General features: G+C 36.9%; 11 protein-coding genes. 4 read left to right on the top strand and 7 right to left on the bottom strand.

Going from position 1 to position 12,446, the window contains the following annotated elements; genetic code table 11:
* Positions 1 to 55: 55 nt before the first annotated feature.
* Both P0106_RS06070 and P0106_RS06065 read left to right on the top strand, forming a co-directional pair.
* Complete coding sequence (locus tag P0106_RS06070) at positions 56 to 853, top strand: DUF881 domain-containing protein (protein WP_004113998.1); 798 nt, start codon at positions 56 to 58, stop codon at positions 851 to 853.
* Positions 854 to 862: 9 nt separating this feature from the next.
* On the top strand, positions 863 to 1,978 hold the full coding sequence (locus P0106_RS06065) for a class E sortase (protein ID WP_004114002.1): 1,116 nt from the start codon (positions 863 to 865) through the stop codon (positions 1,976 to 1,978).
* Between the two features lie 253 nt (positions 1,979 to 2,231).
* Here P0106_RS06065 and pknB read toward each other — a convergent pair whose 3' ends face one another.
* The 7 genes from pknB to P0106_RS06030 are packed head-to-tail and all read right to left on the bottom strand — an operon-like array spanning position 2,232 to position 11,089.
* Positions 2,232 to 4,316, bottom strand: coding sequence for a Stk1 family PASTA domain-containing Ser/Thr kinase (gene pknB / locus P0106_RS06060; protein WP_004114004.1), 2,085 nt, complete (start codon positions 4,314 to 4,316; stop codon positions 2,232 to 2,234).
* Entirely contained in the window at positions 4,313 to 5,278 is a 966-nt protein-coding gene (locus P0106_RS06055; RefSeq protein WP_004137650.1) for a serine/threonine-protein kinase, read from the bottom strand. The genes pknB and P0106_RS06055 overlap by 4 nt, the downstream gene beginning before the upstream one ends.
* Positions 5,275 to 6,741 (bottom strand): peptidoglycan D,D-transpeptidase FtsI family protein, encoded by a 1,467-nt coding sequence (locus P0106_RS06050; protein ID WP_032833849.1) that lies wholly within the window; start codon positions 6,739 to 6,741, stop codon positions 5,275 to 5,277. Before P0106_RS06050 ends, P0106_RS06055 begins: the two co-directional genes overlap by 4 nt.
* Positions 6,734 to 8,158, bottom strand: a complete 1,425-nt coding sequence (locus P0106_RS06045; RefSeq protein WP_004573602.1) for an FtsW/RodA/SpoVE family cell cycle protein — start codon at positions 8,156 to 8,158, stop codon at positions 6,734 to 6,736. Before P0106_RS06045 ends, P0106_RS06050 begins: the two co-directional genes overlap by 8 nt.
* The gene (locus P0106_RS06040) at positions 8,155 to 9,834 is read right to left on the bottom strand and encodes a PP2C family protein-serine/threonine phosphatase (protein ID WP_004114012.1); all 1,680 of its coding nucleotides are present in this window, start codon (positions 9,832 to 9,834) and stop codon (positions 8,155 to 8,157) included. Before P0106_RS06040 ends, P0106_RS06045 begins: the two co-directional genes overlap by 4 nt.
* A 4-nt stretch (positions 9,835 to 9,838) precedes the next feature.
* Entirely contained in the window at positions 9,839 to 10,363 is a 525-nt protein-coding gene (locus P0106_RS06035) for an FHA domain-containing protein FhaB/FipA (protein WP_009994535.1), read from the bottom strand.
* 33 nt (positions 10,364 to 10,396) lie between these two features.
* Positions 10,397 to 11,089 carry an FhaA domain-containing protein gene (locus P0106_RS06030; RefSeq protein WP_004114015.1) on the bottom strand — a complete coding sequence of 231 codons (693 nt, stop codon included), beginning with the start codon at positions 11,087 to 11,089 and terminating at the stop codon, positions 10,397 to 10,399.
* Between the two features lie 201 nt (positions 11,090 to 11,290).
* On the opposite strand from P0106_RS06030, the gene P0106_RS06025 reads away from it, so the two are divergent.
* Entirely contained in the window at positions 11,291 to 11,971 is a 681-nt protein-coding gene (locus tag P0106_RS06025; RefSeq protein WP_116436968.1) for a phosphatase PAP2 family protein, read from the top strand.
* A 13-nt stretch (positions 11,972 to 11,984) separates the two neighbouring features.
* Positions 11,985 to 12,392, top strand: a complete 408-nt coding sequence (gene mscL / locus P0106_RS06020) for a large conductance mechanosensitive channel protein MscL (protein WP_004114018.1) — start codon at positions 11,985 to 11,987, stop codon at positions 12,390 to 12,392.
* The last annotated feature ends 54 nt before the right edge of the window (positions 12,393 to 12,446 follow it).

Genomic DNA, 12,446 nt, shown 5'->3' with positions numbered 1-12,446 from the left:
CGGCTACACGCTATAATAATAGTTACACTCGAACGCAATAAGAAGACTGGATGCTATGGCTAGACAAACAGGTAAACACAGCGCTAAAAAATCGCTGTTGGGAAGCATTGCTGTGGCATTAGCTATCTCTTTTACAGGATATTTATTTATTACTAACTTGCGTATTAATCGTACAGCGTTTGTTACATCAGACACCGGTCAGATGGTAGAAAGAAATTCTCAAAGAGCAAAAAGCTTAAGAGAAGATGTTAAAGAGCTAGATTCACAGGTAAATCTTCTAAACAAAACTTTAACGAATAATACAAATGATGCAGATTCTTCCGACGACACTGGTGCTAGCACAATACTCCCAGCAATACAGGGACCTGGAATTAGTGTTACACTAAACGATTCACCACTGTGGAAAACAGCCGTAAACGGGTCTGGAAGCTCCGCAAACATAAATGACTACGTAATACACCAACAAGACATAGAAGCGGTGGTAAATGCCCTTTGGAGAGGTGGAGCAGAGGCAATAACAATCCAAGACCAACGCATACTATTCAATTCTGCTGTTGTTTGTATCGGAAATGTGCTTATGCTACAAGGTCATCAGTACTCGCCACCGTATAGAATATCTGCTATTGGCTCAATCGAAGACATGGTAGATGCGCTGGATGACTCTCCAGCAATTCGAACATATAAAGACTATGTCAGCGGTTTTGGGTTGGGATGGAAAGTGGAAAAAAAGAGTAATCTAAAATTCGCAGAATCTTCTGCACTTTTACAGCCGCTACGATATGCTTCGGTTCCAAAAGATGCCGATTTTATTAGTAGTAATATTTCGCCACAACACCATTCCAACAGGCAATAAAGGAGTAACATGAAGCGTTCTAACAATATGCACGAACGTAGCGAAACTAAACACGGCAAAACCAGTATTATCTGGCAAGCAGTTGGTGTTGTAGGAGAACTTCTTATTTCTTTCGCTGTTATTTGTGCACTGTATATTGTCTGGCAGATGTGGTGGACGGGTGCACAAGCTGAACATATACAAGTTGAAACACGTCAATCTGTTTCTTGGACAAACCCTGCTGCTGGTCCTAAAACAAAAATTGCTCTTCCTCAAGTAGACAATCCTCCTAAATTACAGGGCGTCAAACACGGAGATCTTCTAGCGCGAATCTATATTCCACGCTTCGGTGATCAATGGGAGCGTAATGTTATTGAAGGTGTAGATATGGAGATACTTAATCGTCGAGGATTAGGTCATTATCCTAAAACTGAGTTGCCTGGAGAAATCGGAAACATTACAATTATTGGTCACCGCAATGGTTATGGTCAGCCTCTTGCGGATGTTGATAGGTTCCAAAAGGGAGATTCTATTATTCTTCGAACTAAAGATTATTGGTTCGTTTACAAATACATTACTCACAAGATTGTTAGACCAGAACAGGTTGAGGTTCTTGACCCAGATCCAATAAACCATAGTAAAGAGCCAAAGAAACGCATGATCACCATTATTACATGCGAACCTAAGTTCTCTACACCTAAGTTCCGCTTTGTTAGCTTTGGAGAGCTTGACTATTGGGCTAAAGTTTCTGACGGTATTCCAAAAGAGCTTTCTACTTTAGATGAAAACGGAAAAGTTAAGTTTGTTAATAACGAGCAACAATCTTTGATCTCTCATCTCGATTCGCTTGTTCCGCTTATGATTGGCGCGCTGATAGTTTATTTGATTATCTTTGCTGCTGGAGCTATTGCATGGCAGTGGCCATTAAGACGCGAGATTAAAGCAGGTCTAAAGCCAAAGCCTGAATTCAGCATCTTTGGCGGACTCATGAGGCTACAGCCTGGAATTCTTCCAGTGAGATTAATTCTCTCCTTAATTATCTACCTAATATGCATTATGATACTTATGCAATGGGTATACCCGTTTGTTTCGGCAAATATACCATTCTTAAGAGAAATGTCTGCATACACAGCAACGCCTTACTAAAGGGTAAGTAGATAATAAGTAAGTAGATAAGATTAATAGATAACAAAAATCAGGGTTAGGATAATTTCTTAACCCTGATTTTTGTTGTATAAGATTAAACAATTTGTATAAGATTAAACAATCTACTTTTGGTTTATGTACAAGAACTAACTAAAACACGTGGACATTAAGCATGCACTTAATTAACATATGCATTTAATTAATATAAAAAGCCAGTAAGCTTATTAAACTTACTGGCTTTATGCTTTGCTTTTTACAAACCTGTATCTGTTGTTGTAGTAGATGTAGATGGGGCTTCAGTAGAAGGTTTATTCAAATCTAATCCCGTACCTGGCTTTGTAAGGTCCGATGAAGGAGTAGCAGATTTCACAGTCAAAGTGATTGTTGAACCTTTGTCAATCTTTGCTCCTTCTTTTTCAGACATTCCAGTAACTATGTCATCATCTTTAGCTGATGCATCAGATGCAACAACCTTAAAGCCTTTTGCTTCCAATACTTGTTTAGCCTGCTTGAAAGTTACAGTGCCAACAGCCAAACGAGGAACTTCAACTTTAGGCTTTCCTTTAGAAACATATACTGTTACAGAGCTATGAGGCTTTACTGCAGCACCAGAAGATGGGTTCATCTTGGTCACAGTTCCTTCAGATGCAGTATCAGATTCTTCCTCAACAACATTTACAGTAAAACCAAGATTTTGCAATTCGCTTGTTACAACATCCTTAGATTGTCCAACTAAACCATCAGGGATCTTTGTAAGACCAGAAGAAATGTATAAGGTAACCATAGACCCCTTGTCTGCAAACGAATCTGCAGAAGGATCTGTACGAGTAACATGATTCTTCTTAACTTCCGTGCTATCTTCTACACGAACATTAGATATCTTAAATCCAGCACGTTCAAGAGCTTTACGTGCTACATCTTGCGATTTACCAGTAACATCTGGAATCTTAGTAGACTGTGGACCTACAGAGAACCATACGCTTACTCTAGATCCTGAAGAAACTTTAGCTCCACCTTTAGGAAGCTGTTTTGTAAAAGTTCCTTCTGGTTGAGAAGATTTATCATCTTCCAAAATATCTGGGATAAGACCAAGAGCTCGCAACTTTTCGCGAGCGGCATCCTGCGTTGTTGTTTCTGTAAATGTAGGAACTACAACTTCTCCAGCAAGTTTACTGCGATTCAAAACAAATAAAATTCCAGCAACAATAATTGCGCAAACTACAGCAGATATAACGGAAGTAATAACAATTCTCTTGCTTCTTTTTGCTCTATTAGCTGCAAGCTGCGCTGCTCTAGTGTTATAACCAGTATTTTGAGTATAAGGCTCAAATTGACCTGTAATAGCACCAAAGCTTTGAGTTGATGCGGTATCAGCATTGTTCATTGCTTGTGTTGCAGCATTCTGCTCAGCCTGCTTTCTAGCACGCATATTAGCCAAATCCGTCAGAGGATTAAATGCTGCAGCAACAGGAACACCACCATTCATAAAAGCCAATATGTCATTTTTAAATTCTGCGGCAGTTGCATACCTATTCTGACGGTCCTTCGCCATTGCTTTGGCACAAATCTTATCCCACATAACAGGAAGACCAGGAACAAGCGTACTTAATGGCGTTGCAACCTCAGACACATGCTGATACGCAATTGCAACAGCTGAATCACCTGTAAAAGGAGGTCTACCAGTTAGCATCTCATATAAAACACAGCCAGCAGAATATAAGTCAGATCTCATATCTACTTGTTCTCCACGAGCCTGTTCAGGAGACAAGTATTGAGCAGTTCCAACCACACCCTGTGATTGTGTCATTGTTGTTGCAGAATCGTCCAATGCCCTAGCGATTCCAAAATCCATAACTTTAACAATGCCCTGCTCGGAAATCATAATATTTCCAGGCTTAATATCCCTATGAATTACACCCATTCTGTGCGAATACTCAAGAGCATTAAGAACTCCGAGCATAACTTGTTCAGAATCTCTTTGACTCAAAGCACCATTCATTTTAAGAATATCGCGTAAAGTTTTACCCTTAACATATTCCATAACAAGATATGGCAGATGCTCTTCTACACCATTGTCATCTTCTACAGATTCTTCTCCAGAATCATAAATATTAACTATGTTAGGATTGTTCATCTGAGCAATTGAATGTGCCTCTCTGCGGAATCTAGATAAGAAAATCTCATCATTTGCCAGATCAGAACGCATAATTTTAACCGCAACAGTACGACCAAGACGTTTATCTTCTGCGATTCTCACCTCGGCCATTCCGCCACGACCAATTAATTCACCTAATTGATACCGTCCATTCGCTAATGAGGTAGGCATTGTGTTACTCATTGCTGCTCCTTGCGGTTGTTATTGTTTAAAATGTTAATAATATTCACTTGAGTTTTTGGAACACTTCTCACGCTACGAGCAGGACGCTGAACAGCGGAAGAAGGTACTGAGTTTTTATTATTAAATGCTGTTTGTTGATCTAAAAGTCTTCTTTCTATTTTCGAAAGAACTTTTGACACTACTAGAGCATCTTTAGGTCTGTCTTTTGGATTTTTAGAAAGCATTGACATTACAAACTGTCTTAATTGGATATCAACACTATCTGGAAGAGGTGGAACAGGATCGTTAACATGAGCTGCTGCAATATCTACAGGCGTAGCTCCAGTAAATGGTCTGTGTCCACAAAGTCCTTCGTAAGCAACAACTCCGAGAGAATATATGTCAGATTGAGCAGTAGCTTGTTCTCCTTGAGCTTGTTCTGGAGAAATATATTGAGCCGTTCCTACTACCATTCCATCCTGAGTTATTTGTTCTTGATCACTAGAATAAGAAACACCAAAATCTGTTATTTTTACACTTCCAGTATCAGAAACCATAATGTTTGCTGGTTTAACGTCTCTGTGTATAACACCATGAGAATGAGCTACAAAAAGACCTCTAGCTGTTTGAATAAGAATAGGAAGCAAACGAGTTGGTTCCACAGTTTTTTCTTTATGATACAAATCTGCTAAAGATTTACTAGGCACATACTCCATAATCAGGAAGCCAATACCATCATGCTCATAATAATCAAATAATGCCGCAATATTAGGATGCGCTAAATTGGCTGAATTATGTGCTTCTGCGCGAAGTCTACGCAATTTAGCTTCAACATTGTTAGTGTCTGTTCTAAGAGCTTTAATTGCTACAATTCTGCCAAGCTGTATGTCAAAACCTTTCCATACTTCGCCCATACCGCCTTGTGCAAGACGTCTATCTAACCTATATCGATGATGAACTAACTGTCCTTCAACAAGTTTCATTGCTTAAGAGCCTCCTTCATCACCTGCTTCATAATAGGTCCTGCAGTATAAGTTCCATATGTGTTCGCATTATGAACTACTACTGCTATAGCTATTTTAGGGTCTTCTGCTGGGGCAAATCCAATTACCCACCCATTTGCAGACTGATTTTTTACACCAATCTGCGCTGTTCCAGTTTTTGCTGCAACATGGATATTTGGTAGAGAAAGATTTGAATTTTCTTTAACTACTACACTTTGCATCATACTATTAAGTTTTGCAGCTGTCTGTGCACTAATAGCTTGGCTCATAACAGTAGGACTTGTTTGCGATATAACAGACAAATCACTAGATCTTACGCAATCAACCAAAGTTGGTTTCATAAGAGTTCCATTATTAGCTATAGCCGACGCAATCATAGCATTTTGAAGCGTAGTAATCTTTGCATCTCCTTGACCTATAGATTCTAGAGCTAATTTATCTTGAGATGGTTTAGTAGAAAGTAATGATGTTACTACTCTCATAGGGAAACCAGTTGAATCTGATCCATCTAAAGTAAATGAGCTAAAGAATCCAAATTTCTTAGCTTGCTTTATTATTGCGTCAGACCCTAACGATATTCCTAACTGTGCAAAAGCAGTATTTGAAGAATAAGCTAAAGCATCTTCAAATGATATTTGTCCGTTAACTCCATTTGCAGGAACAACAACATTTGTTAAATGCGTTCGAGTTCCAGGAAGAGTGTAGCTTGATCCAGCTGGAATCTGAGTATTTAAATCATATTTTCCAGATTCTAACGCTGCAGCAGCAATAAGTGTTTTTAAAGTAGATCCCGGTGCATACAGTTCAGAAATGGAACGATTAAGCATCGGATTATAAATATTAGATATAAGATCCTTGTAAGACCTATTTACAGAAGAAACATTGTGAGAAGCAAGAAGAGAAGGATTGTAACTTGGAGTGCTAACCATTGCTAGTATTCGTCCAGTTTTTGGCTCTATAGCAACTAAAGCACCTTCTTTATTTTTTAGTAGATTATATGCAAGAGTCTGAAGTTTAGTGTTAATAGATGTTTCTATTGAAGCACCCCTATTTTCTGCTCCAGTAAACAATGACTTAAACTTTTGAAGGAATAAAGCATCTGACTTTCCACTTAAAAGCTCATTCCTTGACGCTTCTATTCCTCTATCAGCTCTTTGACTTATTGAATAATATCCTGTAATCGGAGCATAAACTTCACCATTGAAATATGAGCGCTGATAAACAAAAGCATCTTTAGATGGATCAGATTTTGCTAATACTGTTCCATCAGACGCAAGTATTGCTCCTCTAGGAGACCCAAATTCATGGTATAGTGCTCGTCTATTTCTAGGATCTGAATTTAACTCGTTTGCTTTTATAGAAGTTATGTAAGTACTAGAAACACAAAGTATTACGAATAATATTATTACTGCAGTAAAAAGCTCTTTTAAACATTTATTCATAACTTTCACCTCCATCTTCTTTAAGATCAGAGGCTTTATTTTCTCTCTCCCTAAGTTCTCGTTCTCTTAAGGCAGCTAAAGCTTCGTATTGGAAAGTATCAGACATAACAGCAGTTTCAGGCTTATTTGCAGCATTAGAGATAACAATCAAAATAGCAGCAAGCAAATAATTTGCCACTAATGAGGATCCTCCAGCAGCCATATATGGCATTGTTAAACCAGTTAAAGGAATTACAAGAGTAATACCTCCAACAACAGTAAAAACTTGGAAAGCCATTGTAAAAACTAAACCAGATGCAAGGAGTTTTCCAAAACCATCCTTGATTTTCATTGCCGTTATCATACCCGAAGCAATAATAATCAAGTAAAGCATTAATACTATGAACAACCCAGTCAATCCTAATTCTTCACCCACTGAAGCGTAAATAAAATCAGAATTAGCAAGAGGTGTCAAAGATGGGTGACCTTGCCCTAATCCTGTTCCTGTAACACCACCAGCTGCCAATCCAAATAATCCTGTAACAATCTGAGCAGAACCACCTGGGAATCTATTGTAAATAACTGGGTCATACGGATTAAGCCAAGCATCTACTCTATACTGCACGTGAGCAAATAATTTAACAGCTACAAAGCATCCAATCATGAATGCTATAAATCCAATTGCAAGCCAACCTTTTCTGCCTGTAGCAACATACAACATAGAAACAAACATTGCGAAGAACATTAAAGATGTTCCTAAATCATGTTGTACAACAAGAACGCACATTGATGCAGCCCAAACAAGTGCAATAGGACCCATGTCTTTAAATCGCGGAAGATGCACGCCTAAAATCTTTTTTCCGCCAACAGCAAGCCTGTCTCTATGGTCAAACAAATATGCTGCAAAGAAGAATGCTAAGAATAACTTTGCAAATTCTCCAGGTTGAAGAGTGTGGTTACCAAAACCAATCCATATTCTTGCTCCGCCAATTTCCTTACCAACTATAGGAAGCATTGGAGATAGTAACAATATAAAACCTATTATCATGCTTACATACGAAAAACGTCTAAGTATTCTGTAATCTTCAAGAACAAGCACAAAAATTATTGACAAAACAAGAGCAACACAAACCCATATAAGCTGTTTCATAGCAATATCTGTATTGTGCTGTTTATCTATCCTAGCAATCATTACTGTGCCGATAGTTGTAAGCAGAAGCATACATGGCAATATAACTTGACTACAATAAGGTTTTTTTACTATTAAAACTCCCCATAGAACCAAGTATAAGGCTGTTGTAAAAGTAAGCATTCCAATATAATCTGCTGGAATATATCCATTAATCCTCAAAAACATCTGCAAAAATGCTAATGAAGATATAATTATGGAAAACAGAAGTAGAGAAATTTGTTTAATTCTAATACTCAACATATTCATGAGGTTTTACCCCCTGAATCAGAGTCTGAATTTACAACTCCACTATTATTGCCATCTTTATCGTCTAAACTAGATTTAGCGCTTTTTTGTTTATTACTGTGTTTTTCAATTTCTCTAGCACGCATTTCACGTCTTATTAATTTTGCGTGTCCTCTAGCTTCTTTAAGACTGCTAAAACTTATTCCTTCATCGAGTTGATCTTGCCAAGATTTATCTAGTTTTTTTACTCTAATATCTGTTTCTTCAATCTGATGAGAAAGTTCTAAACCAAAAATATTTGTAGGAACACCTTGGTAAATAACTACTCTATCGTTACCTTTACCAATGTAATACTGCTTTTGAGTCCACGAATATACAAGATATGCCCCAGAAGCAACAATAGAGCATATTACAAGTATTGCGAAAGCAACTCCTATTCTCATCCATCTTTTTCTAATCTTATTTGCTTTATGTGCTTCAGCTTGTTCTCTTTTTACAGCTCTAGCAACATCTGGATCTCTAGGATCAGTTGAGATTCTTCCATTCTTCTTTTTTACAATAGGAATCTCATTTGTATCTGTAGACCTAAGTTCTTCTTCATTTCTTAAGTGAGAAGGCTGAACTAAACGAGTTGTTTCAACTTTTTCAACATCTTTTTCACTCGACTTTTCACCATCTTGTATAAGAGCAGCGGCTCTTTGAGCAGGTGAATTTTTACCTTCTCGCAACACTGGTGTGGAAGATACTGCCTTATTAACAATATCTGCTATCGATTCCAAATCCTTACTTGCAGCACCGCCAATCAATGGTGTTTGGTGAGGTAAATCAAAAGCATCTGCGTCTAGTGCCAAAGTCGCATCTGCAATAACAGCTGTGGCATTATCAGTACTTCCAGCTTTAAGAGCCATTGAAACAAGTTTTTGAGCACATTCTTCTTGATTAGATACACTGCTCATAACTTCTTGAATAGTGGAATCTTCTAATACTCCACATACTCCATCTGAACAAAGCAACCAGCGATCTGAAGGATGAGCTAATCGAATTGCCATATCTGGGCGTGGATCAATATCAAAATCACCCAATACTCGCATAACAACATTGCGTTGCGGATGATTTCTTGCTTCTTCTGGAGTAATATGACCAGTATCAATTAAATGTTGAACATAACTATGGTCACAAGTCATTCTTATAAGATGATTATCTCGCAACAAGTAGGCTCTAGAATCACCTAAATGTGCAAGAACCCAGTATCCGTTTACTAAAGAAACAGCTGTTACTGTCGTTCCCATGCCAGCAAGACGTCTTTCACGCTTAGCTTTTCCAACAATCGCGTCGTGAGCTGCCATAATTGACGTTTCCATCATAGAAGAAACAGCTTTTACATCATTTGGTCTTGAATCCTGCTCAATATGAGCTAAAGATCTTATTGCAATAGTGGACGCCGTATCTCCACCAGCATGGCCACCCATACCGTCACAAATAGATGCTAAACGCTCTCCTGCGAACGCTGAGTCTTGATTATTACTACGAACTGTACCAACATCACTAACAGCCGTGGAATACATAAACAACGCTTTATCAATAAATGAAGCTTTATTAAAATTATTTTCTTTATCTCGATTAGTGTTTTTATTATTTAAAGAATTATATACAGTATCGGAATTTCTACTATCAATGTCTGAATCTAATTGTGTCATATAATCACCTCAATTCAAACATTGTTGCGCCAATTCGCACAGAAGTGCGTGGTTGCAAAACGACTGGTTCATTAACTCTATTATGACCAATCATAGTTCCATTAGTACTGCCCAAATCTTCGAGTACCCAAGATTTTACAGATTGATTAAAATAAACACGAGCATGATGAGACGATACAAATTCGTCATTTAAAACTACAGTATTGTTTGCTGATCTTCCAAGAGTTACACCAGATGGTTCAAGAGGGAAGGATGATCCAGCCAAAGGACCATCAATAATAACAAGTAAAGTAGGATTTTCTGAAAGTTTATTAGATTCTTCATTCCTAGAAACTATATTATTTTGATTATTTTCACTACTTGAATTATTTGGCTTACGACGATACTTAGTCTTAAAAGAACGAGACTTTTTAGGACTAAAAATCTCAATATCTCTACGAAGAGAACGAACAGCAAACCACACGAATACCCACAAAAGTACTAAGAAACTGTACTTAAGTATAGCAAAAGTTAACTCGGTTAATATCATGCGCGTACTCGTATCTCTTTATGTATTCGTCTATTACTCCTGATCCTGTGATGAAGCCCAATAGAAAATACGAGTACGTCCGATAGTTATAGTATTTCCATCTAAAAGTGTTGCTGCTGGAGTTTGATGTCCTTCAACATAAGTTCCATTAGTAGAACCAAGATCTCTAGCAATAACACCATCAGGCGTAATATCTATTCCAAGATGACGACGAGAAATACCAGGATCGTCAATAACAATATCGCAGCCAGATCCTCTGCCTAATATCGTGCGATCTTTTGTTAACAAATATCTATTTCCATTAATTTCAAGCATTGGATGATTTTCTGACTGCTCTTGAGTTGTTACAGGAACAGCATTTCCTGGAACAGAGTCAGAAATCAAATTGAAATTACCTTTAGCAAGATCTGTGTCTTCTTCAAAAATAACTGCAACAGGTCCAACAAATGCATAATGCTGGCTTTTTGCATATTGTGTAAGATTATCTGCAAGCTCGTTAGCTAAAGCTTCACTACCAAGCTGATCAAAATCTGGCGTACTAAGTTTAAAATGATATTCATTCGGAGCAACTGTACGATCGCGATCAATTGGCATAGATTGATTATCAATCTCTCGCTCTAATGCACTGGAAAGATCAACAGGCTGCAAGTCTTTAGAGCCGAATTTTGCGAAGACCCCGTTCATTGCACCTTCAACGCTCTTCTCAAGTCGGTCAAGCATGCTCATTGTAAACCCTTTCTATCTTTTCCTCATATTACTCGTCACCTCGTACGGTGTTCAACTTATTACATTCGTATATTAATACTTGTTTTAATCAATATTCTTTTATATTACAAAATCATCCATCAAATCATCCATTTAAATAAATAAACACGTATACTCATAATACATATTTATCATATATATTTCTAAGTGTAATCTTTAACTATGAATCAAAAAAATCAGTTTTATGACTTTTGGCAAAAAATAGTAAATAATAAAAAGTCTTCTATTGTTTTACTTCTTGCCATTTTAATCCCTTGCATTGGTAAAGGGCTGCTTGTTATGAGTGAGGAAAGATCTTTAGAAACAGGCATAGTTGCATTTTTCCACAATTATTCCCCATCTTTCATAATGTCTATTTCAAAGATTCTCGCAATAATTTTTTCTACAAAATGTTGCATAGTTATACTTTTTATTTTATGCATTATTTCTTACTTTCTTAAAAGAAATTGGCGTATAACTCTTACTCAACTTGTTATTTCTCTTTTGCCTATGGTTTATATTTTTGCAATTAAATTCATAGTTCATAGACCTAGGCCTTTTATTGGAGTAAAGGTTAAACTTCCACCAGATCCAAGTTTTCCAAGTGGTCATACTGCAGCAGCTGTTGCGATTTGCGCTATGATTCTTATGATTCTTTATGTATCTAATAAATCATTGTTAAAACTTGGCTTGATAATAAGCATTGTTGTTGTTGTAATAGTGGCTCTTTCTAGGCTTGTTGTTGCAGCTCACTTCCCTACTGACGTTATAACTTCTGCAATAATGTATCCAATATTAGTTATGTATAATCTTGATTTCTTTAAAAACAGTAGTTTTATTAATAGAAAAATATTAAAAAGATAAAGGTAAGTAAACAATGTTTAATGGTTTTAAAAAATTTATTGCTCGTGGCAGCGTTATCGACATGGCAGTCGGTGTTGTTATGGGCGGTGCTGTTACAGCAGTTGTTAATTCAATAGTTAAAAATATTATTAATCCTCTTATAGCAATAATTTGTGGAAAACCAGATTTAGATGGTGTTCTAACAATAACAATAAATGGTGCAACTATTTCGTTTGGTGCTGTTATTGGATCTGTATTAAATTTCCTTATTATTGCTGTAGCTGTTTACTTTTTCATAGTTTTGCCTATTAATAAATTGAGAGAAATGGGTGTTAATTTCTTAAATATTGAAAAAGAAAAAACAGATGAAGAAAAACGCAAGGAACGTGAAGAAAAAATGATTAAAGTATTGGAAGATATTAGGGATTCTGTTTCTAAGTAAAAATGCTTTGATTTTAATTTAAAAATTCCCCCGCTAGTCTAAATAAGATTAACG

The organism is Gardnerella sp. c11Ua_71 (assembly GCF_055818025.1).
Note: the sequence above shows the minus strand (reverse complement) of the source record. Positions and strands in the feature narration are given on the sequence as shown.

Excerpts from the sequence above, each read along its gene's own strand:
- P0106_RS06070 (WP_004113998.1), top strand. The coding sequence starts at position 56 with ATGGCTAGACAAACAGGTAAACACAGCGCTAAAAAATCGCTGTTGGGA.
- P0106_RS06065 (WP_004114002.1), top strand. The coding sequence starts at position 863 with ATGAAGCGTTCTAACAATATGCACGAACGTAGCGAAACTAAACACGGC.
- pknB (WP_004114004.1), bottom strand. The coding sequence starts at position 4,316 with ATGAGTAACACAATGCCTACCTCATTAGCGAATGGACGGTATCAATTA.
- P0106_RS06055 (WP_004137650.1), bottom strand. The coding sequence starts at position 5,278 with ATGAAACTTGTTGAAGGACAGTTAGTTCATCATCGATATAGGTTAGAT.
- P0106_RS06050 (WP_032833849.1), bottom strand. The coding sequence starts at position 6,741 with ATGAATAAATGTTTAAAAGAGCTTTTTACTGCAGTAATAATATTATTC.
- P0106_RS06045 (WP_004573602.1), bottom strand. The coding sequence starts at position 8,158 with ATGAATATGTTGAGTATTAGAATTAAACAAATTTCTCTACTTCTGTTT.
- P0106_RS06040 (WP_004114012.1), bottom strand. The coding sequence starts at position 9,834 with ATGACACAATTAGATTCAGACATTGATAGTAGAAATTCCGATACTGTA.
- P0106_RS06035 (WP_009994535.1), bottom strand. The coding sequence starts at position 10,363 with ATGATATTAACCGAGTTAACTTTTGCTATACTTAAGTACAGTTTCTTA.
- P0106_RS06030 (WP_004114015.1), bottom strand. The coding sequence starts at position 11,089 with ATGAGCATGCTTGACCGACTTGAGAAGAGCGTTGAAGGTGCAATGAAC.
- P0106_RS06025 (WP_116436968.1), top strand. The coding sequence starts at position 11,291 with ATGAATCAAAAAAATCAGTTTTATGACTTTTGGCAAAAAATAGTAAAT.
- mscL (WP_004114018.1), top strand. The coding sequence starts at position 11,985 with ATGTTTAATGGTTTTAAAAAATTTATTGCTCGTGGCAGCGTTATCGAC.